Source organism: Mesorhizobium neociceri, assembly GCF_013520985.1.
GTDB lineage: Bacteria > Pseudomonadota > Alphaproteobacteria > Rhizobiales > Rhizobiaceae > Mesorhizobium > Mesorhizobium neociceri.
The window spans coordinates 55,331-80,597 of record NZ_JACDTY010000025.1 but is presented as its reverse complement, the minus strand read 5'-3'; the positions used below and the strand labels follow the sequence as shown (position 1 = coordinate 80,597).

The window sequence follows — 25,267 nt, the reverse complement described above, 5'->3', positions numbered from 1 at the left end:
ATGCCTGACGGCGCCGCAATCCAAGACACCTGCCCCATCAGGCAAGTCGCGTGAACCGCTTCGACGCAAAACAGAAGCGGACAGATCATGTGCTACCAAAACCGGACAACTTGATTAGCTACTGACAGCCCGGCGCGCGCGCTGTGACCCACGCGAGCCGTCCTTTGGCTTGAAATCACGCGGTTTGCGCGACCGGCGCTGCTGCTTTCTTCCAGTCGCCGGTGGTGTTCCACCAGCGATTCGGGTTGGCGCGGTCGTCCAGGCCCTTGGAGCGGCTGGCGAGGATAGGCTGGATGCGGATCACCGGCTCCTGGTAGGAATGCGCCTGGAAAATCGCCTCGACGACGCGGGCGGCGAGCAGCTGGTCATCGGGCAGTTCGAACGAGACCTCGACCGTACCGGGGCGGCGGCGCAATTCGGTTTCAGCGCCGGCGGCAGCACCTTCAAGTGGCCTGTAGCGTTCGATGCCGTGCGCCGTTTGATAGGCGTTGCGATCGTATTTGCCCATGGCGAGCGGCGCGATCGCAACCACGGCGTCCATGATGCGGTCGACATCGGCTGCCGGGGCCTGGAAGCTGACAAGCAGCAGAAGCGTCATGCGTAACGATGTGGTTTCAAAGCCGCTGTCGATCATCGTCGTATCCTCAACTCGGGTATTTTGGGACACCCTTTTAGCTGAGGCCTCCTGACACGGTTCTGTCAGCAGCGGCGTCGCTTCGAAGGATTGCGCAGGCTGGCGGGCGGTTAAAGCTACCAGATTTTGCGGACCAGCCTGGCGCTGACCAGGGCGATATAGGCGGCGAAGAACAGGCCAAGCGACCAGCCGAATCCGGACGGGCCGAACGCATCCATGCCGATGCCGATCGCCTGCGGGCCAAGCACCATGCCGACGCCGTAGCAAAGCACGAAGGCGGCGTTGGCCGAGGCCAGCTCATGGCCGGACAGCTGGGAGCCCAGATGGGCAAGACCGATCGTGTACATGGCGGCCACCACACCGCCCCAGACGAACAGCAGCGCCGCCATCAGGTGCCAATTCCCGGCGAAGAACGGCATGAAGATGGTGCCGGCAAGCCCGACCGTGGCGCAGGCCAAAAGCAAATAGCGGCGGTCGCTGACGCGATCGCTGATCATGCCGATCGGGATCTGCAACAGCACGTTGCCGAGGCCGATCATGGTGAGCAGAAGGGCAGCATCCGCCTCGGAGTAGCCGATGCGGTTGCCATAGACCGGGAACAGCGCAAAGCCGCCGGTTTCCACGGCGCCGAACACCAGCACGGCAGCGGTCGCCGTCGGCACCAGCCAGATGTAGCGCAGGAAGTTGCTGGTTTCGCCGTCGACGACGATGGTGGGGCTTTCGTTGCGCGCGGCCAGCACCGGGATTGCGGCCAGCGCCACCAGCACGATGATGACGCCGAACGGCCTGAAGCCGGTGCTGCCGATATGGGCGAAGATCCACGGCCCGGCGGCAAAGCCGAGCGAGAGCACGGTGGCGTAGATGCCGAGCACCAGGCCACGCCGACGCGGCGGCGCCGAGGTGCTGATCCAAAATTCCGACAGGATGAACAGCACGGTGAGCGCGATGTGCAGCGCGATGCGCAGCGGAAACCACATCCAGAAGTCCGGCGCAAAATGGAAGCCGACAAAGGCGAGCGCGCCGGCGGCGATCATGCCGATCATGGTCCAGGCGACGCCGAAGCGCATCGCCAGCGGCGTCGCCAGCGGGGCGCCGGCGATCGAGGCGAGGCCGGCGACCGCCGTGTTGAGGCCGATCATCGATGCCGAGTGGCCGCGGCTCTCGAGAATAACACTAAGCAGCGGCATGCCGAGGCCGATGGCGATGCCGACGACGCTGATCGACGAGATCGCGGCGATCATCGGTAGCCAATGTACGCGCTCGTCGCCCTCTTGCTGGGTATCGACCGTCATGTGATGCCTGAATACTCGATGTTAGAAAATTTCGGGGGCTAAAGAATTTCGCGAACGAAGCGGTTGCGGACAAGCCGGTAGAACGGCACGGCCGCACCGGGTCGCAGGTGTGGATCGTCGGCAAGCCGCCTTTCCAGCTCCTGCAGGATCGTTCGGGTGATGTCGGGGATATCCGCCTCTCTGGCCTTGGCGAGCGGCAGCCAGACCAGTTCTTCCAGCTCGTTGGTCGGACCACCACCCGGCAGCTCGACGGCGACGTCGCCGCGCCAGGCGCTGAAGAAGCGGGTGTCGAAACGACGCACGCGATTGGGCGGGGTGATGGCGCGGGCGATGAAGCGAAGCGGCGCCAGCGAAGGCTGCACGCCGTGTTCGACAAAGCCTTGCCAGTCGCGCTTGTCGGTTGCGAAGGCGCCTTTGCGGCCGATGAGCAGGCCGGCTTCCTCGTAGGTCTCGCGGATGGCCGAGAGCGCGATGGCGCGGGCCCGCGATGGGCTGATGCGGCCTACGCTGGCGGTCAGCTTGGCTTCTTCGTCGGAATGAAGTGGGGTGGCAACGGCAATGCGGCTATCGGCCGGATCGGTGCGGCCGCCGGGAAAGACGAATTTGCCGGGCATGAAGGCGTGGCCGGCATGGCGCCGGCCCATCAGCACCAGCACCTCGTCGCCCTTGCGTTCGAGCAGGATCAGAGTGGCGGCGTCACGCGGACGCATGGGCTGGCTGCTATGGGCGATTGTGCCCCGCTCCACCCTGCCGACTTCCGCCTTGGTCATACCTTCCATGCGCAGGACCTAGCGGAAACTTCTGGCAAACGAAAGTGGCCTTTCACGGTCGGCATGTTGCGCCAGGCGACATTGCCTGGTGCATTTCAGGTTCCGGGACGTGGCTCAGCCCCATCCTTTTCGCCGCCGAAACCGTGCATATAGAACGCCCATTGCAGTCCGATGACGGCGCCCTTGACCGGTTGCAGCAGGACGAGAGACAGAATGATGGTCAGCGGCACCCAGATGGCGATGTGCTGCCACATGGAGAGCGTCGAGGTCGCCTCGACAGCCATGAAGGCGCCGAGAACGATGTGGCCGACAATGACGATGACGAGATAGGCGGGCAGATCGTCGGCGCGGTGGTGGTAAAGCTCCTCACCGCAGACGCTGCATTTGTCGACGCTCTTGGTGAAGCCGGCAAACAGTTTGCCTTCGCCGCAATGCGGGCAGCGGCCAAGCGCGCCGCGCTTCATCGCCGTCCACAGCGGGCGGGCGACCCGGCCCGAATGATGTTCGCCGCCGAAAACCTGTTCCTGGATTCCCAATTCGCTCGCCATTACCGTCTCCCGCCGCGCGACCCCGGGCGCGATTGCGACGCGCGGGCGCGGCCTTTTGCCTTGTGAAACGACCGCTTGGAGCCGGGCAGGGGCTTCGGGTCGGTCAGCATCTCGAAACGCATCGCGCCGGCCATCGGCGCCACCTCGATCAGGCGAACCTCGACGCGGTCGGCAAGCTGATAACCCTTGCCGGTGCGTTCTCCGAACAGCGATCGCGCGGTTTCGTCGAATATATAGTAATCGCCATCCAGACTTGACACCGGGATGAAACCATCCGCGCCAAACTGCGGCAATTGGACAAATAGTCCCGACTTGGTGACGCCCGAGATGCGGGCGTCGAAACGGTCGTCGATGCGCTCGGCGAGATAGGCGGCGATCAGCCGGTCGACCGTGTCGCGCTCCGCCGCCATCGCGCGGCGCTCGGTGCCGGAGATCAGCACCCCGACGTCTTCAAGCCGTGTCTCTTCGTCGTGCGTCAGCCCGCCCGGACCAAGCCCGAGTGCGGCAATCAGTCCGCGATGCACGATCAGATCGGCGTAGCGGCGGATCGGCGAGGTGAAGTGGGCATAGCGCCTGAGATTGAGGCCGAAATGGCCAATGTTCTTGGGCGAGTATTCGGCCTGGCTCTGCGAACGCAGCACCACTTCGTTGACCAGCCCTTCATTGTCGGCGCCGCGCACGCGCTCGAGAATGCCGTTGAACTGGGCGGGCCGCATCTGCGCACCGCGCGCCAGTGACAGGCCGAGCGTCTGTAGGAATTCGCGCAGCGATTCCTGCTTGGCCAGCGACGGCGCGTCGTGGACGCGGTAGACCAGCGCCTGCTTCTTCGCCTCAAGCGTTTCCGCGCCGGCGACATTGGCCTGGATCATGAATTCTTCGATCAGCTTGTGGGCGTCGAGCCGCTCAGGAACGATGACGCGGTCGACGGTGCCATCCGGCTTGAGCATGATCTTGCGCTCCGGCAAATCGAGCTCCAGCGGCTGGCGGCCGTCACGGCCGCGCTTGAGGATCGCGTAGGCATCCCAGAGCGGCTTCAGCACCGTATCGAGGATCGGGCCGGTCTTGTCGTCGGTCACGCCGTCTATCGCCGCCTGCGCCTGCGGGTAAGCGAGCTTGGCCGCCGACTTAATCATGACGCGGTGGAAGGTGTGGCGCAGCTTGCGGCCATCGGCCGAGAAGGTCATGCGCACGGCAAGCGCCGGCCGATCCTGGCCCTCGCGCAGCGAACAGAGGTCGTTGGAGATGCGCTCGGGCAGCATCGGTACGACGCGGTCGGGGAAATAGACCGAATTGCCGCGCTTCAGCGCCTCGCGGTCGAGCGCGGTGCCATAGCGGACATAGGCCGCGACATCGGCGATCGCTACCGTGGCGATCACGCCGCCGGGATTTTTCTCGTCGAGGTCGGCCGTGGCAAACACCGCATCGTCATGGTCCTTGGCGTCGGCCGGGTCGATGGTGACCAGCGGCAGGTCGCGCCAGTCCTCGCGCTGATCCATCGTCGCCGGCTTGACCGCTTCGGACTCGGCGATGACGTCGGCCGGGAAGATATGCGGAATGTCATGCGCATGGATGGCGATCATCGAGACCGCCTTTTCGCTGGTCAGCGAACCCAGCACCGCCAGCACTTTCGCACGCGGCAGCCCGTATCGGGAGGCCCGCGCCGGCTCGACTTCGACGAGGTCGCCGTTTTTGGCGCCGTTCTGGAATTCCTTGTCGACGATCAGTTCGGGCTGGCGCCGCTCCACCGGTTCGATGCGGAAGGTGCCGTCCTTCAGCACGCGGAAGACGCCGAGCACGGCATCGGTCCGCTTCTCGAAAATCTTCATCACCCGGCCGGTGTAGGCGGGGCCGGTCGGCTCATCGGTCGGGAAGGTTTTTGCCAGCACGCGGTCGCCGATGCCCGGCGCTGGGCCATTGCCCCCGCGCGAGACGCGGATCGAGACGACGGGAGGCTCGCCGGTGCCGACGGCCTCGGCCGGATGCGCCAGCAAGATACCGTCGCCGTCGCGGCCAAAAATGTCGAGCACGGCGACATGGGGCAAGGCGCCGACACGGGCAAGCCGCTTGCGCTCCTTGGTCAGGACGCCTTCGTCCTGCAGGTCGCGCAGAATGTCCTTCAGCCAGATGCGGTCGTCGCCGCGCAGGGCAAACGCCTTGGCGATGTCGCGTTTGCCGGCGCGGTCGGGATTCTCGGCGATATAGCGCAGAATTTCGTCGCGCGAGGGCCGGTAGTCGTCCTTGACCTTGGCCCTGGTGTCGGCGGTGCGCGGATCGCCGTGGCTTCTACCGGTGATCCTGCGCGCCACGCTGCTATCCCTTTTTCTTCGCCGCCGGCTTCTTGGTCGCCGACTTTTTGGCTGTGGTTTTCTTGGCTGCAGGCGTCTTGGCCGCTGCTGCCTTGCGGAACGGCTTCTTGCCGCCACCGCCCTTGGCTTCCTTCTCGGCAATCAGCGCCAGCGCGTCCTCGACGGTGACCGACTGCGGATCCTTGCCCTTGGGCAGGGTCGCGTTGACCTTGCCGTAATTGACGTAAGGCCCGTATTTGCCGTCGCGCACGACGATCTTGCCGCCGCCATCGGGATGGTCGCCGAGCTCCTTGAGTGCTGCGGCAGTGCCGCCATTGCGGCCGCCCTTGCCCTTCAGCTGCTTCTCGGCGATCACCGACACGGCGCGGTTGAGGCCGATCGAGAAGACGTCGTCGATGCTGTCGACATTGGCATAGGTGCCGTCATGCAGCACGAACGGGCCGTAGCGGCCGAGGCCGGCCGAGATCATCTTGCCGCTCTCCGGGTGCTTGCCGACATCGCGCGGCAAAGAGAGAAGAGCGAGCGCCTTCTCATGGTCGATGCTATCAGGCGTCCAGCCCTTGGGCAGGCTGGAGCGCTTGGCTTCCTTGCCGTCGCCGCGCTGGATGTAGGGGCCGAAGCGGCCTGAGCGCAGCGTGATTTCCTCTGCGGTGTAGGGGTCTTTGCCCAGCACCTTGGTGCCGTCCTCGCCGCCGCCATTCTCGCCATTCGGGTTGGCGGCGTCGCCAAGCTGGCGGGTGAACGAGCATTCCGGATAGTTGGAGCAGCCGACGAAGGCGCCGAACTTGCCGAGCTTCAGCGACAGATTGCCGGTGCCGCATTTCGGGCAGATGCGCGGGTTGGAGCCATCCTCGCGCGCCGGAAACACCAGCGGCGCCAGTTCCTCGTTCAGCGCGTCGAGCACGTCGGTGACGCGCAATTCCTTGATGTCGGCGACGGCGCCGGAAAAATCCTTCCAGAAGTCGCGCAGCACATCTTTCCAGGCGAGCTTGCCGTCGGAAATCTCGTCGAGTTTTTCTTCCAGCGATGCCGTGAAGTCATATTCGACATAGCGCTCGAAGAAGCTTTCGAGGAAGGCCGACAGCAGCCGGCCCTTGGCCTGCGGCACCAGCCGGCGCTTGTCGATGGTGACGTAGTCGCGGTCTTCCAGCGTCTTCAGGATCGCGGTGTATGTCGACGGCCTGCCGATGCCGAGCTCTTCCAGCTTCTTGATCAGCGATGCCTCGGAATAGCGCGGCGGCGGCTCGGTGGTGTGCTGAGTGGCGTTGATCGCCTGGCGGGCAAGCTGTTCGCCGGCGCGAATCTCAGGCAGGCGACGGTTCTCCTCGTCTTCCGCGTCATCGTCCTTCTGGTCGGTGTAGGCGGCGATAAAACCGTCGAAGCGGACGACCGAGCCGACGGCGCGCAGCTCCGTGGTGCGGGCGCCGTTGACCGCCTCGATTTCGACCGTGGTGCGCTCGATCTCGGCCGACTGCATCTGGCTGGCGATGGCGCGCTTCCAGATCAGCTCGTAAAGCCGTGCCTGGTCGGCATCGAGATATTGCCTGACCGATGCCGGGGTGCGCATGAAATCGGTCGGGCGGATCGCCTCGTGCGCTTCCTGGGCGTTCTTGGCCTTTGTTGTGTACTGACGCGGCTTTTCCGGCAGATATCTTGGGCCGAATTCCTTGGCGATGGCGTCTCGTGCGGCATCGATGGCCTCCGGCGCCATCTGCACGCCGTCGGTTCGCATATAGGTGATCAGGCCGGTGGTCTCGCCGCCGATCTCCATGCCTTCATAGAGGCGCTGCGCCACCTGCATGGTGCGGGTGGCCGAAAAGCCGAGGCCCGATGATGCCGCCTGCTGCAGCGTCGAGGTGGTGAAGGGCGGGCCGGGATTGCGCCGGGTCGGCTTGGCTTCCACCGACAGCGCCTTGAAGGTCGCGCCCTCAAGCATGCCCTTGATGTCGTCGGCCTGCGCCTTGTTGGCGATGTCGAGCTTCTGCAGCTTCTTGCGCTCGAAAGCGGTCAGCCGTGCCTCGAAAGTCTCGTTGCGCGGCGTGCCGAGGAGGGCGGCGATCTGCCAGTATTCCTCGCGGATGAAGCGTTCGATTTCGGACTCGCGGTCGCAGACCAGACGCAGCGCCACCGACTGGACGCGGCCGGCCGAACGGGCGCCCGGCAATTTGCGCCACAGCACCGGCGACAGCGTGAAGCCGACGAGATAGTCGAGTGCGCGGCGGGCGAGATAGGCATCGACCAGTGGCCCGTCGATCTGGCGCGGATTGGCCATCGCCTCCAGCACCGAGGATTTGGTGATGGCGTTGAAGACGACGCGGCTGACTGGCTTGTCCTTCAGCGCGCGCTTCTGCTTCAACACTTCCAGCACATGCCAGGAAATGGCCTCGCCCTCGCGGTCCGGGTCGGTAGCGAGGATCAGGCCGTCGGCATCCTTGACCGCCTTGGCAATGTCGGCAAGGCGCTTGCCAGAGGCGGTGTCGACCGCCCAGGACATGGCGAAATCCTCGTCCGGACGCACCGAGCCATCCTTGGCCGGCAGATCGCGGACATGGCCGAACGAGGCCAGAACCTTATAGTTCTTGCCGAGGTATTTGTTGATTGTCTTTGCCTTGGCCGGCGATTCGACGACGACGACGTCCATGAGGTCTCATATCAGCTGTGGGCGGCAGAAGAATTCCGCTGCGTGACGCATTCAATTCGTCGCTCACATGGCCGCGCTTTTGCGATCGGTCAAGGGCAAGTGGCCAAAATGCGGAGGCGTCCGTTGCAATACACTCTTAGAGTGTATGGAGAAGATCACAAATTTCGGGGAAGAGCGGTTGCTGCTTCGAGCCGCCGGAAATTAGCGGTTTCGTCCTGCTGCAAATGCAAACTGGCCACCGGGTCGCTTGGAGCCGGCGGCCAGCTGAGTCCCGCCGACCGGGCGGGAGTAGAGGTTCGAAGGATCAGTCGGCCTTGACGATGTGCCAGACTTCGCCGACACCGTCCCCGGTGACGTCACCAGCCTTCTTGTCCTTGATGAAGGTGTAGACCGGCTTGCCGTCATAGGCCCACATCTTGGTGCCGTCGGTGCGGTCGACGATGCTCCATTCGTCATCCGCCTTGGCGCCGGCCTCGGCCTTCAGCGGCGGCCAGTTGGTGGCGCATTTGTCGTAGCAGTTGGTCTTGCCCTTCTCGTCCTTGTCATAGGTATAGAGCGTCATGCCGTTGGCATCGGTGTAAATCTTGGTGCCGTTGACTTCGGCTTCCTTCCACGCTTCAGCGGCGAAGGATGCGGCGGTGCTGAGCAGAAGGGCCGCGAGCCCGACAGTGATCGTTTTCATGGAAATCTCCCTGGGTGATCCGACGAAGCGCGCAGAAATCGCGGCTTCGCTTTGTGAACGCTCGGCGAAGGACGTTTCTTCCCTGGCTTGGTCAACTTAGGATTGGCGCCGCTGCCGGTAACAATTCCCCCGGCCGGGTCGTACCTGTAGCCAAATGCCACACGATGGTGATTGGCGAACATGGTTTTGCGTCGCTATATCGGCGCTACAGATCTGGAGTTTGGGAATGGCATTGGACATTGGCTATGTCAGCGCGGTCGGGGCGGGGGCGATCTCGTTCCTGTCGCCTTGCGTGCTGCCGCTGGTGCCGCCCTATCTCTGCTACATGGCAGGCGTCTCGGTCGACGATTTTCGTGGCGATGCCGGCGTTACGGCCAAGGCCGGCGCGCGTGGCGCGCTGCTCTCCTCCTCGATCGCCTTCGTGCTCGGTTTCTCCACCGTGTTCGTCGCGCTCGGCGCCGGCGCCTCGACCATCGGCCATTGGCTGCGCGTCTGGCAGGAACCGCTGGCGATGGCCGCCGGCGTGCTGATCATCCTGATGGGCTTGAACTTCCTCGGTGTGTTGCGCATCCCGCTTCTGTCACGCGAGGCGCGCTTCCAGTCGCAGGGCAAGCCAGCCAACATGGTCGCCGCCTATGTCATGGGGCTTGCCTTCGCCTTCGGCTGGACGCCGTGCATCGGTCCAGTGCTGGGGCCGATCCTGACGCTGGCCGGCGGCCGTGAAACGGTGGGTGAGGGCGCACTGCTGCTCGCCGCCTATTCGCTCGGCCTTGGCATCCCGTTCCTGATCGCAGCGCTGTTTTCCGGCGCCTTCATGCGTTTCCTCGGCAAATTCCGCGTCCACCTCGGCCGCGTTGAAAAGGCGATCGGCGCACTGCTGGTCGTCGCCGGGGTGTTCTTCCTCACCGGCGGCGTGCAGACGGTGTCCTATTGGCTGCTGGAGAATTTCCCGGTGCTGGGGCGGCTGGGGTGATTTTTGTCTGATGCCGAGCCAATTTTCGTGTTCGAGGGCTCTTTGAACTACTGATTGCAAGTCGTTTCCGGGCGCTTCTCCCAGTCGGTGGGAAGAGACGCGCAGGTACCTTTTCGTCACTCCAAATGCGGTATAGGGAAGGCAATGCGTAGTCCAAGGATCCTGGTGCTTGGTGCTGGTGGCACTGGGGGCTATTTCGGCGGTCGCCTGGCTGAGGCTGACGCGGATGTCACCTTTCTTGTGCGGGAGGGGCGTCGGAAGCTCCTTGACGAGCGCGGCCTGCGGATTGAAAGCCAATTTGGAAATGTCGAGTTGAATGTCAGGACCGTCCTGGGGTCAGACGTCGGGCCTGACTACGATGCGGTGATCCTGACGTGCAAAGCCTACGATCTCGACGACGCCATCAAGGCAATCGCGCCGGCACTTGCGCCATCGGGCTTCATTTTGCCGCTGCTCAACGGCGTCGCTCATATCGACATTTTGAATGAGGCATTCGGTCGAAACCGCGTGCTCGGCGGATCGGCCAGGATACAGGTTACCCTGACCGAGGACGGCGTCGTCCGGCAGCTCAACGACTGGCGTGCGATCACATTCGGCGAGCAATCGGGAGAGGTCTCTAAGCGCGTCGAGACTTTGAAGGCGCTATTTGAGGGAACGCGAGGCGTCGAGGCATATGCGGTCACCGACATCATACAGCGGATGGGGGAAAAGCTGGTCCACCTAACGACAGCAGCCGCCATGACCTGCCTGATGCGAGCCAATGTCGGCGAAATCGTGCGAACCCCTGACGGCGAGACGATATTTCTCGGGCTGCTGGACACTGTCAGCGATATCGCTGCGGCCAATGGCTATCGCCCAAGCAGCGAGTTCCTGGAAACATATCGAAGGACGTTCTCCCAGCGTGACTCGCTTTACACGACCTCCATGCTGCGCGATGTCGAACGTCGAGGCCGAACCGAAGTTGACCATATCATCGGCTTCATGCTGCAGAGGGCTCGGGGAACAGGTGTCGACGTGCGGACACTCTTGCTCGCATACACCCATATCAAAGCCTACGAACAGAGGTTGGCCGCCGGACGCTTTGCGTAGCGTTGCCGACGTTGGCCCGGCAGCGGCAACCGCCGATTGATGGCTGGCCCTGGTCAATGAGCATATTGTTCATCTCCGACAGCGGGAGGGGACGGCCATGTCAAAGGAAGAGAGCCAGGGGAAACGGCGTTACGAATACGAACTGGGCCATTCGGATCGAGAGCTGAAACGCTTGGCGACGCAGGCGGCATTGGTTGATCCGATGACCCATCAGTACCTCAGCAGAGCAGGCATCCAAACAGGAATGCGGGTGCTCGATATCGGCAGCGGCGCTGGCGATGTTGCCTTTCTGGCGGCGAAAATTGTCGGGCCAACCGGCACGGTAGCCGGGTCCGACAGATCATCGACAGCGGTCGAAGCGGCTCGGGAAAGGGCCAAGGCGCGCGCCTTGGACAATGTTACCTTTTATGAGTGCGATCCAGCGACATTTGCGTTCGACAGTCCGTTCGATGCGATCGTGGGCCGCTATGTGCTGATGTTCTCACCAGATCCCGTCGCCATGCTGAGAGGAATTGCGAGGCATCTACGGCCTGGAGGCATTATCGTCTTTCATGAAGTCGATTGGACCGGTGCAGCGTCGTCGCCTTCCTCGCCGACCTACGACAACTGCCTTCGGTGCATCGCCGAGACTTTTCACAAAGTGGGAACAAACCCCAATATGGGACTGGGGCTACATTCGGCCTTCATCAAGGCCGGACTGCCAGCCCCAACAATGGCGGTGAGTGCGTTGGCTGGAGGCGGGGCCGATATCTTAAGCGGCATTGACCTCGTGTCCGATCTCGCTGTGACTATGGCTCCTGTTATGGAGCAGACGGGCGTTATCAGTGTTGCGGAGCTCGGCCCCGACAGCCTGCAGGAGCGGATCCGAGCCGAAGTCGTTGCAAATCAAAGCGTTGTAGTCGGCAGGTACGAGGTTGGCGCCTGGTCGCGCCTCTAGAACCGCGCCGAGCGCATTTGCGGCCTGAACCAGGATCCGCCCTGGCATTCGGTTGCGGGGATGATGATGCATCGCCTCGAAGGGTTGGCGCAGGACCCGCGGGCACTTTCCCATAGTGGGACAACGGCCAAAACGAAACGCACCCGTATGAAGCGCCTGAGGCCGGGTGTGCCTCGTAATAGGTCGGATTTTGCTGGCAAGACGCTTGCACTGTGGTGGTCGACGCAGACTGCGGGGGCAGCATTGTTGGGATGTGCTCGAAGCCCGCGTCGACCGAGGCGGCTGATGCCGCCTCGGTGCCCCCTACAGCACAATAGACGGGGGCCGGAACCTACCAGAACGGGCAATCGATGTTGTGCGCGTCCTTATGTTTCGCACGCCTGAATGAAATGGAAAGATCTTCAGTCGGATTTGATTCAAATTAACGCGGCGAGCCATTAGGGCTGGTGTGAAAGCCTTCTACGTCGCCAGAACGTCGGGTGCTGAGCAGGCTATGTATTTTCCGCAATTTCTGGTGGGCATGTTTGCGACGTCGTTCGGCGTGGCGATCTGGGCTTACATAGTGACCGGTTCCATCTGGAGTGCGTTCGGCTGGGCGTTGCTCGCCCTGATTATCCTACAGGTCGGATACATCGGTCTGGTATTGCGCCTGATCTACAAGCGGGTCTCACCACGCGGCGAGGCAAGCCCCGCGCCGCCGTACTATGGAGACCGTGTCCGGCACTAGCCGCTCTCGCCGTCACAATAGCTTGTCGAGTGCCGGTATCTTGATCCGGCCGGTGTCGGGATGATGATGAGCGCAATGGGAATCAAGCCCATGACCTACTGATTAAAAGTCAGTTGCTCTTCCTATCTCACCGGAATTTAACCGCATTGGTGCAGCATGGCGCCACTGCTATCCTGTCTTGATTCCCAACCCATTGATATGGTTGTCCTTCCATGAGCCAGAGATCCTGCCTGTCCGTCATCCTCGCCGCAGGCGAAGGCACGCGCATGAAGAGCGCGGTGCCGAAGGTGCTGCACCAGATCGCCGGGCTGCCGTTGGTTGCCCATGTGGTGAAGGCGGCGGAAGCTGCCGGCGCCGGCAGCCAGGCGCTGGTGATCGGCCATGGCGCCGACGAGATGCGCAAGGCGGCGGCCAAGTTCGCACCCAAGGCCGAGACGTTCGTGCAGGAGAAGCGGCTCGGCACCGCGCATGCAGTGCTGGCCGCACGCGAAGCAATATCAAAGGGTTATGACGATATTCTCGTCATGTTCGGCGACACGCCGCTGATCGACGCCGATGCGCTGACGGTGGCGCGGCTGAAATTGGCGGAAGGCGCGGCCGTGGTGGTGATCGGTTTCCGTCCGCCCAACCCGACCGGCTATGGCCGGCTGATCGAAAAAGGCGGCAAGCTTACCGCCATCCGCGAGGAAAAGGATTGCTCCGCGGATGAGAAAAAAATCGGCTTCTGCAATGCCGGCATGATGGCGGTGGCCGGCAAGCATGCGCTCGATCTGCTTGATCAGGTCGGCAACAAGAATGCCAAGGGCGAGTATTACCTGACCGACATCGTCGAGATCGCCAGCGCGAAAGGCCTCGATGTCGTCGCCACCGAAGCCAGCTTCGAGAGTGCGCTTGGCATCAACAACCGGGCCGAACTGGCGCAGGCCGAAGGCATCTGGCAGCAGCGCCGGCGGAATGAAGCGATGCTGTCAGGTGTGACGCTGATCGCGCCGGAAAGCGTGTATTTCTCGCATGACACCGAAATCGGCGCCGACACCATCGTCGAACCCAATGTCTGGTTTGGACCATGCGTGAAGATTGCAACCGGCGCCAAGATCCATGCCTTCAGCCATATCGAAGGCGCCACCGTCGCCGCCAATTGCGATGTCGGGCCGTTCGCACGGCTCAGGCCCGGTGCCGATCTCCGCAACAAAGCCAAGGTTGGCAATTTCTGCGAGGTCAAGCAGGCGGTTATCGAGGAAGGTGCCAAGGTCAATCACCTGACCTATATCGGCGATGCCCGCGTCGGCGCGGGGGCCAATATCGGCGCCGGCACCATCACGTGCAATTATGATGGCTACTCAAAGTTCTTCACGGACATCGGCGAGGGCGCCTTTATCGGCTCGAACTCGTCGCTGGTGGCGCCGGTCACCATCGGCAAGGGCGGCTACATCGCCTCGGGCAGCGTCATCACCGAAAGCGTGCCCGACGACGCGCTGGCCTTCGGCCGCGCGCGCCAGAAGACGATCCCCGGCAAGGGCAAGGAATTGCGCGAACGCTTTGCTTCGGCCGCAGCAGCGAAGAAGAAGGCCGCCTCAGACCACTAGTGCTCAGCCGGCATCGTCCTTGCCAAAGCTAGCTGTCACCTGGATCTGGCCGACGATCGCCTTGTTGAAATCGGTGAGGTCTTCGGCCGGAATCCAGTATTCCAGATGCGCCTTGCTGCCGGCGTGCTCGATCCGGTAGCGGTCGAGGAAGCTTCTCAGCACGTCGAACCGGGTGACGAAGCCGGATCCGCTCGCCGGCACATTCCAGTCGCGGGCGATCTGCGTTGCATAGGCCTCGGTCAAAACCGGATAGAAGATCGGCTGATCGGGCAGGCGCGGCGGGAATTCCCGCATCCCTGACGCCTTGATCAGTTCCAGTTCCTTCGGTCCGACAGGACGCCAGAGTGTGACGGTGGCTTGGCTCATCATGGTTTGACCTTAGCCAGATATTGCGAAAACGAGAACCAGACGCCTGAAAAATCGAGCAATTGCAGTAACCGGATTGCAAGAGCGGTGTGTCATGGTGCATCGGGTTGAAAAGCGTTCCGTTACACCAGACGAAACGCAAAGTGACTTTCGCGGCGGGCCGGCAATCCCTAGATAGCGCTGGTTTTCCATCGGGAATCGGGGGCAGGCGCCATGTGCGGTATCGTCGGAATTGTCGGCCAAAGCCAAGTCGCGCCGCTCATTGTCGACGCGCTGAAGCGGCTGGAATATCGCGGCTATGACTCGGCCGGTGTCGCCACCGTCGAGAAGGGCGCGCTCGGGCGCCGCCGCGCCGAAGGCAAGCTGATCAACCTCGAACGCCGGCTGAAGGACGAGCCGCTGGACGGTACGATCGGCATCGGCCACACGCGCTGGGCAACCCACGGCGTGCCTAACGAGACCAACGCGCATCCGCATTTTTCCGACGGCGTCGCCATCGTCCACAACGGCATCATCGAGAACTTCGCCGAACTGCGCGATGAGCTGATCCGCGACGGCTACGTCTTCTCGTCGCAGACCGACACTGAGGTTGTCGCCCATCTGGTGGCGCGCGAACTGGGCAGGGGCCTGAAGCCGGTCGAGGCCGCGCACCAGGCGCTGAAGCGGCTCGAAGGCGCCTTCGCGCTGGCGATCATGTTCACGGGCGATGAAGACCTCATCGTCGGCGCCCGCAACGGCCCGCCGCTGGCCGTCGGCCATGGCGAGGGCGAGATGTTTCTGGGCTCCGACGCCATCGCGCTTGCGCCATTCACCAATTCGATCACCTATCTGGAAGACGGCGACTGGGCGGTGGTGCGCCGCGATGGCGTCACCATCTTCGACATCGACGGCAAAAAGGTTGCCCGCAAGCGCCAGCAATCGCTGTCGACCAGCTTCATGGTCGACAAGGGCAACCGCCGGCATTTCATGGAAAAGGAAATCCACGAGCAGCCGGAGGTGATCTCGCATACGCTGGCGCATTACGTCGATTTCGTTTCAGGCGTGTCGAAGCCGCTCGACCTGCCGTTCGATTTTGCCAAGATCGGCCGGCTGGCGATCTCAGCCTGCGGCACAGCCTATCTCGCCGGGCTGATCAGCAAATATTGGTTCGAGCGCTATGCGCGGCTGCCGGTCGACATCGATGTCGCGTCGGAATTCCGCTACCGCGAAATGCCGCTGTCGGCCGATGACGCCGCCTTCTTCATCTCGCAGTCGGGCGAAACCGCCGACACGCTGGCCTCGCTGCGCTACTGCCGCAAGGCTGGCATGAAGATCGGCGCCATCGTCAATGTCCGGGAATCGACCATGGCGCGCGAATCCGACGTCGTGCTGCCGACGCTGGCCGGTCCGGAGATCGGCGTCGCCTCGACCAAGGCTTTCACTTGCCAGCTGTCGGTTCTGGCTTCGCTTGCGGTGCGCGCCGGCGTGGCGCGCGGCACGATCTCGAAGGATGAGGAAAAGACGCTGGTGCGCGCGCTGTCGGAAGCGCCGCGCTACGCCAACCAGGTGCTGAAGCTTGAGGAGCAGATCGAGCGGATCGCGCGCGAAATCTCGCGCTACAAGGACGTGCTCTATCTCGGCCGCGACACCAATTTCCCGCTGGCCATGGAAGGCGCGCTAAAGCTCAAGGAAATCTCCTACATCCACGCCGAGGGCTACGCCGCGGGCGAATTGAAGCATGGGCCGATCGCGCTGATCGACGAGAACATGCCGGTCATCGTCATTGCACCGCATGACCGCATCTTCGAAAAGACCGTGTCGAACATGCAGGAAGTGGCGGCGCGCGGCGGCAAGATCATCCTGATCACCGATGCCAAGGGCGCGGCACAGGTGAGCGTCAAGACGATGGAGACGATCGTCCTGCCCGACGTGCCGGAAATCATCTCGCCGATCATCTACGCGCTGCCGATCCAGATGCTGGCCTACTACGCCGCCGTCTTCATGGGCACCGACGTCGACCAGCCGCGCAATCTGGCGAAATCGGTGACGGTGGAGTAGCTTTCCGCTCTCCGTATCAATCATTGATACGTTGTCATTGCTAGGCGTCTTGTATCAGAGTATGATACAAGACGAGGGGGCAGCTTTGATCGTTTCGTTCAAAGGCAAGGCTGTGGAGGCGGTCGCTGCGGGAAGGGCGCCGAAAGGTTTTCCGTCCGACTTGGTTGCGCGTGCTGAACGCCGTCTTCGTGCGATCGAGAATGCTGCTCAACTGAACGATCTTCGTTCGCCGCCCGGGAACCACCTTGAGCTCTTGAAAGGGAGCCGTGCCGGGCAGTATTCGATACGCATCAATGACCAATGGCGTATCTGTTTCAGATGGACTGCTGCCGGCGCCGAAGACGTAGAGATCGTCGACTACCACTAAGCGGGCCCTGGCCCTTACCTTTGAGGACTTCGAATTATGCTCAAGTTCGCACGCCCCATCCACCCCGGCGAATTCCTGCGCGAAGAGTATCTCGTTCCGCTCGGCATGAGTGCCGGTGCGCTCGCAAAGAAGCTCAATCTGCCGCGCACCCGCATCGAGCGCATTGCCAAGGAGGAGATCGGCTTGACCCCCGACACGGCCCTGCGCCTGGCCCGATTCTTCAACACCACGCCTCAGTTCTGGATGAATTTTCAGCAGGCCTATGAGCTTGAAACCGAGGCGCGGAAACTGGCGCCGGAACTTGAGAAGATCGAACCGCTGGAAGCAGCGGCTTAATCGGTTCTTTAAAAACTTCGCAGTTCCAAAGCCTCTTCGGGTTCACTAATGTTGCGGCGCAACCCGCGCCCCGGTGAATCATGTCCGATGCTCCCAGAACCTCAGGCATGACCCGGCTGAGGAACTATTTCCTCACGGGCTTCGTCGTTTGCGCGCCGCTGGCGATCACCGCCTATATCGCCTGGTCGTTCATCGGCTGGGTCGATTCCTGGGTAAAGCCGTACATTCCGGCGCGTTATAGCCCGGACACCTATCTGCCGTTTCCGGTTCCGGGTTTCGGCCTGATCGTGGCGCTGATCCTGATTACGCTGATCGGCTTCATGACCGCCAACATCGTCGGCCGCGCCATCGTCAATTTCGGCGAGCGACTGCTTGGCCGGATGCCGCTGGTGCGCGGCATCTACGGTTCGCTGAAGCAGATTTTCCAGACGGTGCTGTCGAACAAGGGCGACATGTTCCGCCAGGTCGGGCTGGTCGAATATCCGCGCAAGGGCGTCTGGTCGCTGGTCTTCGTCGCCAGCGAGAAGGAAACCGAGATCAACCAGAAGCTCGACCAGGAGGGCGACCCGCTGATCGCCGTATTCATGCCATGCACGCCGAACCCGACCACCGGTTTCCTGATGTATGTGCTGAAATCCGACATCGTGCTGCTCGACATGACGATCGAGGACGGCGCCAGGCTGATCGTTTCGGCAGGGCTGGTGGCGCCCGAGGTCAAGCCGAAAATGGTGACGGTGAACGGTGAGCCGATCGACGGAGACCTCGCCAACCCGCCGCTAGGCGCCCTGCCTCAGCCGGCGCGCAAGAGCCGAACAGCCTCGTCGCGGCCGAACAAATAGAGCAACAGGCGCAGCGCCTCGCCGCGCTCCGATTGCAATTCCGGGTCGCGCGACAGGATCAGCCTTGCATCGTCGCGGGCTGCCTCCAGAAGATCGGCATGCGCCTCGATGCGCGCCACCTGGAAACCTGGCGTGCCGGACTGGCGGGTGCCGAGCAGCTCGCCTTCACCGCGCAGCTTCAGATCCTCCTCGGCGATCAGGAAACCGTCCTCGGTCTCGCGCATCACCGACAGCCGGCGCTTTGCCGTCTCGCCGAGCGAGTCCTTGTAGAGCAGCACGCAGGAGGAGGGCTTGTCGCCGCGCCCGACGCGGCCGCGCAGCTGGTGCAGTTGCGCCAGGCCAAAGCGTTCGGCATGCTCGATGACCATGATCGTGGCGTCCGGTACGTCGACGCCGACCTCGATGACGGTGGTGGCGATCAGGATGCGCGTCTCGCCGGCCTTGAAGGCGCGCATCGCCTCGTCCTTTTCCGTGCCCTTCATGCGGCCATGGACGAGCCCGATGCGGTCTCCGAACAGGGGTTGCAGCGAGGCAAAGCGGTCCTCGGCCGACATCAGCTTGATCTCTTCGGATTCCTCGACCAGCGGGCAGATCCAGTAGATTTTCTGGCCGTCGGCGACGGCATCGAGCATGCGGCCGACCAGCTCGTCGAGCCGCTCCAGCGGCAGCGTGACGGTGCGGATCGGCTGTCGGCCGACCGGCTTTTCCGTCAGCTTGGAGACGTCCATGTCGCCGAAGGCAGTCAGCACCAGAGTGCGCGGGATCGGCGTTGCCGTCATCACCAGCATGTCGGGTGCGTCGCCCTTGGCGGTGATGGCAAGCCGCTGATGGACGCCGAAGCGATGCTGCTCGTCGACGACGGCAAAGACGAGGTCGTGGTAGGTCACCGTTTCCTGGAACAGCGCATGGGTGCCGATGACGATGTCGATCTCGCCGCTGGCGAGACCTGCCAGCGTTTCGGTGCGCTCGCGGCCCTTTTCGCGGCCGGTCAGGATGGCGACGCGCAGACCGGCCTGTTCGGCCAGCGGCGTGATCGTCGCCAGGTGCTGGCGCGCCAGGATTTCGGTCGGCGCCATAAGAGCCGCCTGGCCGCCGGCTTCGACGGCGCGGGCCATGGCAAGCAGCGCCACTACGGTCTTGCCGGAGCCGACATCGCCCTGCAGCAGGCGCAGCATGCGTTCGGGGTCGGCGAGATCGGCGTTGATTTCGGCGAGCGCGAATTCCTGGCTGCCGGTCAATGAATAGGGCAGGGCCGCGCGCAATTTCTCGACGATGCGGCCGTCGCCGATCAGCGGCCGACCCGACAGGCGGCGCACCTTTGCTCGCACCAGCGCCAGCGACACCTGGCCGGCCAACAACTCGTCATAGGCGAGACGGCGCCATGCGGACCCTTCAATGGCGACGTCGATCGGGTCCGAGGGATAGTGGATGCGGGCGAGCGCATCGCCAAAGGCGGGAAAAGTCTGCTTGCGCATGAAGGCGGCGTCCTGCCATTCCGGCAATTCCGGCAGCCGGCCGAGCGCCTGACCGATGGCGCGGCGCAGCACCTTGCCCGACAGACCGGCGGTCAGCGGATAGACCGGCTCGACCAGCGGCAGGGTTTCCGCCTCGCTGACCAGCGCGATATGGTCGGGATGGACCATGGTCGGCCGGCCGTTGAACCATTCCATGCGGCCGGAGACGATGACATGCTCGCCCACCGGCATTGCCTTTTCGAGATAGGCGGCATGGGCATGGAAGAAGGTCAGCCCGATCTCGCCGGTGTCGTCATGAGCATAGACACGGTAAGGCACCGACCGGTTGCCGCGCGGCGGCGGCTGATGGCGGTCGATGCGCACGTCGAGCGTGACGATTGCGCCCGCAGGCGCTAGCGCGATGCCGGGACGATTGCGGCGGTCGACGACGGTGTGCGGCAGCACGAACAAAAGGTCGCCAGCGCGCGCCGGCCGCTCGCCGAGATCAGCCGCCACCACCTTCTCGATCAGCGCGCCGACCTTCGGCCCGACGCCGGCAAGCGAGGTGATCGGGACGAAGAGGGGGTCCAGGAGGGAGGGTCTCATCTGTAAGAGACCGCGCTATGTGGGCGCCCAGTCGTACCCCCCTCTGGCCTGCCGGCCATCTCCCCCTCAAGGGGGGAGATTAGCAGTTTTGACCTCGCCGACCGCCTTGCAACGTTGGAAATTGGCGAAAGCAGTCGTGCCATCCGATCTCCCCCCTTGAGGGGGAGATGGCCGGCAGGCCAGAGGGGGGTGCTCGCGCCGATGCTGTCAGCAATGTTCTTCACACCCGGGATGTTTAGCCGCCCACCGGCCTGTTGCAAGGCTGACACCGCCCTCTATCCACGCTATATGCGCCGCACCAAGCGAGGATGCGGCACGATGACCGGGACGAATCGATCAAGCGAGGGGCTGGATGTCCGCCGCCGCAAGCTGCTGTTCCGCTCTTGGCATCGCGGCATGCGCGAGATGGACCTTATTCTCGGCACCTTTGCCGACAAAGAGATCGGCGCCTTGACCGGCGATGAAATCGACCAATATGAAAGGCTCCTCGACATTCCCGACACCGAATTCCTGCCCATGGTCACCGGCGAACGCCCGGTTCCCGGGGATATCGACTGTGCCGTCCTGCAAAAGATCCTGGCATCGCGCCGGACCACGACATTCTAAACACAAGCAATTCCAGGAAAAGTGTGAAGCGGTTTTCCGTCCGGAATTGCGACAACCAAGACCGTGCAATCATGAGCGTCATTCCCAAAATCGGTCTGCCGAAAGGCCGCGCCGGCCAGTTCATCGTCGATGGCGTCGCCGACGGCTACGAAGCCTTTGCGCTGGTGCAGGCGATCCATGAGATTGCGCCGGACAAGCCCGTGCTGTTCGTGGCGCGCGACGGCCAGCGCCTGCCGGCGATCACGGAAGCGCTGACCTTTGCCGCGCCCGGCCTGCCGGTGCTGGAATTGCCGGCCTGGGACTGTCTGCCCTATGACCGCGTTTCGCCTGGCTCGGATGCCGCCGCCAAGCGGCTCGATGCGCTGACGGCGATGATCGCGCTGGCGAAAAAGCCACATCGCGCCGTCATTCTGACCACCGCCAATGCGTTGCTGCAGCGCATTCCGCCGGCGGACCTAGTCGAGGCGCAGACTTTCCACGCAAAGCCCGGCAACCAGATCGACATGAACGCGCTGGTGTCGCGGCTGGAGATTTCCGGTTTCGAGCGGGTGCCGACGGTGCGCGGCGTCGGCGAGTTCGCGGTGCGCGGCGGCATTCTCGACCTCTACGCGCCGGGCTGGACGGAAGCGCTGCGGCTGGACTTCTTCGGCGATACGCTGGAATCGATCCGTGTCTTCGACGCCGCCACCCAGCGCACCACCGGTCAGCGCAAGTCCATGGCGCTGCAGGCGATGAGCGAAGTGGCGCTGACGCCGGAAACCATCAGCCGCTTCCGCCGCTCCTATATCGAGGCCTTTGGTGCGCCGCAGCGCGACGACGGGCTTTATGCGGCGGTGAGCGAGGGCCGACGCTTCGCCGGCATGGAACACTGGCTGCCGCTTTTCTATGAGCGGCTGGAGACGGTATTCGACTATCTGCCGGATGCGCCTGTGATCTTCGACCATCTTGCGCATGAGGCGCTTGCCGAGCGCCACACGCTGATCCTCGACCACTACGAAGCGCGCCGCAAACAGGCCGACGCCGCGTTGAAAGATGCCGTGCCTTACAAGCCGGTAGCCCCGGACCTGCTCTATCTCTCGCCCGAAAATCTCGTGGCTTCGCTCGGGCCGCGTGAAGCCATCGACTTCACCGCTTTCGATGCACCGGATGTCGGGGCGAAGAAGGTGTTCCACGGCGGTTCGCGCCATGGCCGCAGCTTTGCCGAGGAGCGCGCCGACCCCAACGCCAATGTCTTCGACGTCGTGGTAAAACACATCGCCAACGAGCGCGCGGCGCGCCGCCGCGTCATTGTCGCCGGCTGGACCGAAGGCTCGCTCGATCGGCTCGGCCAGATCCTGGCCGAACATCACCTCGGCAATCTCGTGCCGGTGGCGACGCTGGCCGAGGCGGAAAAGCTCGAGCCGGGGCAGGCGGCCCTCGCCGTGCTGCCGCTGGAATCCGGCTTCGAGACCGAACAGCTGGTCGTCGTCGCCGAGCAGGATATTCTCGGCGATCGGCTGATCCGACGCTCGAAGCGCAAGAAGCGTGCGTCCGACTTCATTGCCGAGGCATCGTCGCTGTCGGCCGGCGATATCGTCGTCCATGCCGATCACGGCATTGGCCGCTTCATCGGCCTGCGCACCATCGAGGCGGTCGGCGCGCCGCATGACTGCCTGGAAATCCACTATGCCGGCGATGACCGGCTGTTCCTGCCGGTGGAAAACATCGAGCTTCTGTCGCGCTACGGTTCGGATTCGGCCGAAGCGTCGCTGGACAAGCTCGGCGGCGGCGCCTGGCAGTCGCGCAAGGCGCGGCTGAAGAAGCGGCTGCTCGACATGGCCGGCCAACTGATCCGCATCGCCGCCGAGCGGCAGATGCGTTCCGCCCCGCCCATGGTGCCGGCGGAAGGGCTTTATGGCGAATTCTCGGCGCGCTTCCCCTATGAAGAGACCGACGATCAGCAGGGCGCGATCGATGCCGTCATGGACGATCTCGGCGCCGGCAAGCCGATGGACCGGCTGATCTGCGGCGATGTCGGCTTCGGCAAGACCGAAGTGGCGCTGCGCGCCGCCTTCATCGCGGCGATGGAAGGGTTCCAGGTCGCGGTGGTGGTGCCGACGACGCTGTTGTCGCGCCAGCATTTCAAGACCTTCTCGCAGCGCTTCTCCGGCCTGCCGATCCGTGTCGCCCAGGCCTCGCGGCTGGTCGGCGCCAAGGAACTGGCGGAAACCAAGAAAGGCGTCGCCGAGGGCCAGGTCGACATCGTGATCGGCACTCATGCGTTGCTCGGATCCGCGATCTCGTTCAAGAATCTTGGCCTGCTGATCATCGACGAGGAGCAGCATTTTGGCGTCAAGCACAAGGAACGGCTGAAGGACCTCAAGACCGATGTCCATGTGCTGACACTGTCGGCGACGCCGATCCCGCGCACTTTGCAGCTGGCATTGACGGGGGTGCGCGAACTGTCGCTGATCGCCACGCCGCCGGTCGACCGCATGGCTGTGCGCACCTTCATCTCGCCCTTCGACCCGCTGGTCATTCGCGAGACGCTGCTCAGGGAGCGCTACCGTGGCGGCCATTCTTTCTACGTGGTTCCGCGTATCAGCGATCTCGCCGAAATCCATGATTTCCTGAGGGAATCCGTGCCGGAGCTGAAGGTGGCGGTGGCCCATGGCCAAATGCCGCCCGGCGAACTCGACGACATCATGAATGCCTTCTATGACGGCCAGTACGACGTGCTGCTGTCGACCACCATCGTCGAATCCGGGTTGGACATCCCGACCGCGAACACGCTGATCATCCATCGCGCCGACATGTTCGGCCTGTCGCAGCTTTACCAGCTGCGCGGCCGTGTCGGCCGCTCCAAGGTGCGCGCCTATGCGCTGTTCACGCTGCCGGCCAACCGCAAGCTGACCGACACCGCCGAGCGGCGGCTGAAGGTGCTGCAGTCGCTGGACACGCTCGGCGCCGGCTTCCAGCTCGCCAGCCACGATCTCGACATCAGGGGCGCCGGCAATCTTCTCGGCGAAGAACAATCCGGCCACATCAAGGAGGTCGGCTTCGAGCTCTACCAGCAGATGCTGGAGGAGGCGGTGGCCGAGGTGAAGGATTCCGGCGAGGTCCAGGACGGCGGATGGTCGCCACAGATCGCCGTCGGCACGGCTGTTATGATCCCGGAAAGCTATGTGCCGGACCTGCAGCTCAGGCTGGCGCTTTACCGCCGCCTTGGCGATCTCGAAAACACCGAGGAGATCGACGCCTTCGGCGCCGAGCTGATCGACCGTTTCGGCCCGCTGCCGGAGGAAGTAAAACATCTGCTCAAGATCGTCTTCATCAAGGCGCTCTGCCGCAGAGCCAATGTCGAGAAGCTCGATGCCGGTCCCAAGGGCGTCGTCATCCACTTCCGCAAGCGCGAGTTCTCCAACCCGGTCGGGCTGGTCAAATACATCGGCGAACAGGGCTCGCTGGCCAAGATCAGGGCCGACCATAGCGTGGTCTTCATTCGCGATTGGCCAACGGCGGAGAAACGTCTGGCGGGCTCGGCCGTCGTCATGACGCAGCTGGCGCGACTGGTCGAGAAGGCCGCCTAGATTCCGCTTAGCAAGATCGCTTCCGGGTCTGCGACGATTGGAGCCATTGAGATACTTTGGCCGAAGGGATCAGATGATGCCGCAACTCATCGCTGAACGGGGAAATCCATGAACCCGCAGACCTTCGATGAATACTGGCTCGGTTATCTCGCCGGCCATTCAAAACCTTCGACCCGGTTTATCCACTATCTCGGCCTGTTTTTCGCTCCGATCGCCGGGATTGCGGCATCTTTCCTGGTCGTCTGGTGGGCTTTCCTGGTCATCATTCCGTTCTTCTATGTCGCGGCTTTTCTCACCCACCCTTTCCTCGATCACAACAGCAATAAGCCGTTCGCGGATCGGCCGCTGTGGAGCGCCATCGCCTTGCTGCGCATGCTTGCACTCGATCTGACGGGTGGGCTCGGTCGCCAGCTCAGGCGATTGAACGACGTTGCCCGATAGGCATGACGACACTGGTCGTCGCTCTTTGTTCGGCCATTCTGCTGCTTGGAGCCGGCTTCCATCTATATTGGGGGTTCGGTGGGCGCATCGGCGCCGGCGTCGCGTTGCCGCGGCGCGAGGACGGCACTCCCGCCATCAAGGAGACGGCCTTTGGGGCGATGGCGGTAGGGTTGATTCTGGTGCTGGTGCTGCTGCTGGTTCTTGGCTTCGCCGGCGCGGTTCACCTGCCATTGTCGCAATCCTTGCTCAAGGCCGGGATCATCTTGTGGGCGATCATCTTCACCGCGAGGGCTTTGAGCTGGTCCCAGTATTTCGGGCTGTTCAAGCGGGTCAGGACCACGCGTTTTGCCAGCTATGACAGCTGGTTCTACAGTCCGTCATGTCTGCTGCTGGGGCTGGGCTTTTTCTATCTCGCTTTGTCGCAGACGGCAGAGTGAGCCGCCGGCCATCATTCGCCAGCG

General features: G+C 63.2%; 22 protein-coding genes and 1 tRNA gene. 13 read left to right on the top strand and 10 right to left on the bottom strand.

The genetic code is table 11. The features are described 5' to 3' along the window. Positions 1-175 precede the first annotated feature (175 nt). From H0241_RS31115 to H0241_RS31085, 7 genes are all read right to left on the bottom strand, one after another. Positions 176-634 (bottom strand): hypothetical protein, encoded by a 459-nt coding sequence (locus H0241_RS31115; RefSeq protein WP_181061584.1) that lies wholly within the window; start codon positions 632-634, stop codon positions 176-178. 116 nt (positions 635-750) lie between these two features. Continuing rightward, complete coding sequence (locus H0241_RS31110) at positions 751-1,926, bottom strand: MFS transporter (protein ID WP_181061583.1); 1,176 nt, start codon at positions 1,924-1,926, stop codon at positions 751-753. A 38-nt stretch (positions 1,927-1,964) separates the two neighbouring features. Beyond that, positions 1,965-2,705: an NUDIX hydrolase gene (locus H0241_RS31105; RefSeq protein ID WP_181061582.1), complete on the bottom strand. Its 741-nt coding sequence runs from the start codon at positions 2,703-2,705 to the stop codon at positions 1,965-1,967. An 86-nt stretch (positions 2,706-2,791) separates the two neighbouring features. Beyond that, on the bottom strand, positions 2,792-3,244 hold the full coding sequence (locus tag H0241_RS31100; RefSeq protein WP_181061581.1) for a DUF983 domain-containing protein: 453 nt from the start codon (positions 3,242-3,244) through the stop codon (positions 2,792-2,794). Further along, the gene (rnr, locus tag H0241_RS31095) at positions 3,244-5,550 is read right to left on the bottom strand and encodes a ribonuclease R (protein WP_181061580.1); all 2,307 of its coding nucleotides are present in this window, start codon (positions 5,548-5,550) and stop codon (positions 3,244-3,246) included. The genes H0241_RS31100 and rnr overlap by 1 nt, the downstream gene beginning before the upstream one ends. 4 nt (positions 5,551-5,554) lie before the next feature. Then, on the bottom strand, positions 5,555-8,191 hold the full coding sequence (gene topA, locus H0241_RS31090) for a type I DNA topoisomerase (protein WP_181061579.1): 2,637 nt from the start codon (positions 8,189-8,191) through the stop codon (positions 5,555-5,557). A gap of 304 nt (positions 8,192-8,495) precedes the next feature. After that, positions 8,496-8,873 (bottom strand): COG4315 family predicted lipoprotein, encoded by a 378-nt coding sequence (locus H0241_RS31085; protein ID WP_137931002.1) that lies wholly within the window; start codon positions 8,871-8,873, stop codon positions 8,496-8,498. A gap of 226 nt (positions 8,874-9,099) precedes the next feature. Between H0241_RS31085 and H0241_RS31080 the strand changes: the two genes are divergently transcribed. The 4 genes from H0241_RS31080 (at position 9,100) to H0241_RS31065 (ending at position 12,599) form a co-directional block, all read left to right on the top strand. After that, positions 9,100-9,846, top strand: coding sequence for a cytochrome c biogenesis CcdA family protein (locus H0241_RS31080; protein ID WP_181061578.1), 747 nt, complete (start codon positions 9,100-9,102; stop codon positions 9,844-9,846). A 165-nt stretch (positions 9,847-10,011) separates the two neighbouring features. Next, a complete protein-coding gene (locus H0241_RS31075; RefSeq protein WP_328824912.1) occupies positions 10,012-10,935 on the top strand; it encodes a 2-dehydropantoate 2-reductase in 924 nt (307 codons plus the stop codon). A 97-nt stretch (positions 10,936-11,032) separates the two neighbouring features. Continuing rightward, on the top strand, positions 11,033-11,872 hold the full coding sequence (locus tag H0241_RS31070; RefSeq protein WP_181061577.1) for a class I SAM-dependent methyltransferase: 840 nt from the start codon (positions 11,033-11,035) through the stop codon (positions 11,870-11,872). Between the two features lie 448 nt (positions 11,873-12,320). After that, positions 12,321-12,599: a hypothetical protein gene (locus H0241_RS31065; RefSeq protein WP_328824911.1), complete on the top strand. Its 279-nt coding sequence runs from the start codon at positions 12,321-12,323 to the stop codon at positions 12,597-12,599. A gap of 67 nt (positions 12,600-12,666) precedes the next feature. Here H0241_RS31065 and H0241_RS31060 read toward each other — a convergent pair. Continuing rightward, a tRNA-Ser gene (locus tag H0241_RS31060) sits at positions 12,667-12,728 on the bottom strand. Between the two features lie 83 nt (positions 12,729-12,811). Here H0241_RS31060 and glmU point away from each other — a divergent pair. Then, positions 12,812-14,185: a bifunctional UDP-N-acetylglucosamine diphosphorylase/glucosamine-1-phosphate N-acetyltransferase GlmU gene (gene glmU, locus H0241_RS31055; protein WP_181061576.1), complete on the top strand. Its 1,374-nt coding sequence runs from the start codon at positions 12,812-12,814 to the stop codon at positions 14,183-14,185. 3 nt (positions 14,186-14,188) lie between these two features. Here the strand turns inward: glmU and H0241_RS31050 are convergent, their stop codons facing one another. Beyond that, positions 14,189-14,551 carry an ADP-ribosylation/crystallin J1 gene (locus H0241_RS31050; RefSeq protein WP_181061575.1) on the bottom strand — a complete coding sequence of 121 codons (363 nt, stop codon included), beginning with the start codon at positions 14,549-14,551 and terminating at the stop codon, positions 14,189-14,191. 213 nt (positions 14,552-14,764) lie between these two features. Between H0241_RS31050 and glmS the strand changes: the two genes are divergently transcribed. From glmS to H0241_RS31030, 4 genes are all read left to right on the top strand, one after another. Continuing rightward, positions 14,765-16,588 (top strand): glutamine--fructose-6-phosphate transaminase (isomerizing), encoded by a 1,824-nt coding sequence (glmS, locus tag H0241_RS31045; protein WP_181061574.1) that lies wholly within the window; start codon positions 14,765-14,767, stop codon positions 16,586-16,588. Between the two features lie 85 nt (positions 16,589-16,673). Next, complete coding sequence (locus H0241_RS31040; protein WP_181061573.1) at positions 16,674-16,955, top strand: type II toxin-antitoxin system RelE/ParE family toxin; 282 nt, start codon at positions 16,674-16,676, stop codon at positions 16,953-16,955. A gap of 36 nt (positions 16,956-16,991) precedes the next feature. Beyond that, positions 16,992-17,291 carry a HigA family addiction module antitoxin gene (locus tag H0241_RS31035; RefSeq protein ID WP_112625080.1) on the top strand — a complete coding sequence of 100 codons (300 nt, stop codon included), beginning with the start codon at positions 16,992-16,994 and terminating at the stop codon, positions 17,289-17,291. A gap of 80 nt (positions 17,292-17,371) precedes the next feature. Continuing rightward, on the top strand, positions 17,372-18,130 hold the full coding sequence (locus H0241_RS31030) for a DUF502 domain-containing protein (protein ID WP_181061572.1): 759 nt from the start codon (positions 17,372-17,374) through the stop codon (positions 18,128-18,130). On the opposite strand, the gene recG is transcribed toward H0241_RS31030, so the two are convergent. After that, positions 18,082-20,190: an ATP-dependent DNA helicase RecG gene (recG, locus tag H0241_RS31025; RefSeq protein WP_181061571.1), complete on the bottom strand. Its 2,109-nt coding sequence runs from the start codon at positions 20,188-20,190 to the stop codon at positions 18,082-18,084. The two genes, H0241_RS31030 and recG, sit on opposite strands and share 49 nt — an antisense overlap. Positions 20,191-20,508: 318 nt before the next feature. Between recG and H0241_RS31020 the strand changes: the two genes are divergently transcribed. From H0241_RS31020 to H0241_RS31005, 4 genes are all read left to right on the top strand, one after another. Further along, positions 20,509-20,796 (top strand): FAD assembly factor SdhE, encoded by a 288-nt coding sequence (locus H0241_RS31020; protein WP_181061589.1) that lies wholly within the window; start codon positions 20,509-20,511, stop codon positions 20,794-20,796. Between the two features lie 71 nt (positions 20,797-20,867). Continuing rightward, positions 20,868-24,365 (top strand): transcription-repair coupling factor, encoded by a 3,498-nt coding sequence (mfd, locus tag H0241_RS31015; RefSeq protein WP_181061570.1) that lies wholly within the window; start codon positions 20,868-20,870, stop codon positions 24,363-24,365. A 108-nt stretch (positions 24,366-24,473) separates the two neighbouring features. Further along, complete coding sequence (locus H0241_RS31010; RefSeq protein ID WP_181061569.1) at positions 24,474-24,806, top strand: Mpo1-like protein; 333 nt, start codon at positions 24,474-24,476, stop codon at positions 24,804-24,806. Positions 24,807-24,808: 2 nt separating this feature from the next. Next, positions 24,809-25,243 (top strand): DUF3995 domain-containing protein, encoded by a 435-nt coding sequence (locus H0241_RS31005; protein WP_181061568.1) that lies wholly within the window; start codon positions 24,809-24,811, stop codon positions 25,241-25,243. Positions 25,244-25,267: the final 24 nt, after the last annotated feature.

Coding starts and splice junctions, on each gene's coding strand:
- H0241_RS31115 (WP_181061584.1), bottom strand. CDS start 634: ATGATCGACAGCGGCTTTGAAACCACATCGTTACGCATGACGCTTCTG.
- H0241_RS31110 (WP_181061583.1), bottom strand. CDS start 1,926: ATGACGGTCGATACCCAGCAAGAGGGCGACGAGCGCGTACATTGGCTA.
- H0241_RS31105 (WP_181061582.1), bottom strand. CDS start 2,705: ATGGAAGGTATGACCAAGGCGGAAGTCGGCAGGGTGGAGCGGGGCACA.
- H0241_RS31100 (WP_181061581.1), bottom strand. CDS start 3,244: ATGGCGAGCGAATTGGGAATCCAGGAACAGGTTTTCGGCGGCGAACAT.
- topA (WP_181061579.1), bottom strand. CDS start 8,191: ATGGACGTCGTCGTCGTCGAATCGCCGGCCAAGGCAAAGACAATCAAC.
- H0241_RS31085 (WP_137931002.1), bottom strand. CDS start 8,873: ATGAAAACGATCACTGTCGGGCTCGCGGCCCTTCTGCTCAGCACCGCC.
- H0241_RS31080 (WP_181061578.1), top strand. CDS start 9,100: ATGGCATTGGACATTGGCTATGTCAGCGCGGTCGGGGCGGGGGCGATC.
- H0241_RS31070 (WP_181061577.1), top strand. CDS start 11,033: ATGTCAAAGGAAGAGAGCCAGGGGAAACGGCGTTACGAATACGAACTG.
- glmU (WP_181061576.1), top strand. CDS start 12,812: ATGAGCCAGAGATCCTGCCTGTCCGTCATCCTCGCCGCAGGCGAAGGC.
- H0241_RS31050 (WP_181061575.1), bottom strand. CDS start 14,551: ATGAGCCAAGCCACCGTCACACTCTGGCGTCCTGTCGGACCGAAGGAA.
- glmS (WP_181061574.1), top strand. CDS start 14,765: ATGTGCGGTATCGTCGGAATTGTCGGCCAAAGCCAAGTCGCGCCGCTC.
- H0241_RS31035 (WP_112625080.1), top strand. CDS start 16,992: ATGCTCAAGTTCGCACGCCCCATCCACCCCGGCGAATTCCTGCGCGAA.
- H0241_RS31030 (WP_181061572.1), top strand. CDS start 17,372: ATGTCCGATGCTCCCAGAACCTCAGGCATGACCCGGCTGAGGAACTAT.
- recG (WP_181061571.1), bottom strand. CDS start 20,190: ATGAGACCCTCCCTCCTGGACCCCCTCTTCGTCCCGATCACCTCGCTT.
- H0241_RS31020 (WP_181061589.1), top strand. CDS start 20,509: ATGACCGGGACGAATCGATCAAGCGAGGGGCTGGATGTCCGCCGCCGC.
- mfd (WP_181061570.1), top strand. CDS start 20,868: ATGAGCGTCATTCCCAAAATCGGTCTGCCGAAAGGCCGCGCCGGCCAG.
- H0241_RS31010 (WP_181061569.1), top strand. CDS start 24,474: ATGAACCCGCAGACCTTCGATGAATACTGGCTCGGTTATCTCGCCGGC.
- H0241_RS31005 (WP_181061568.1), top strand. CDS start 24,809: ATGACGACACTGGTCGTCGCTCTTTGTTCGGCCATTCTGCTGCTTGGA.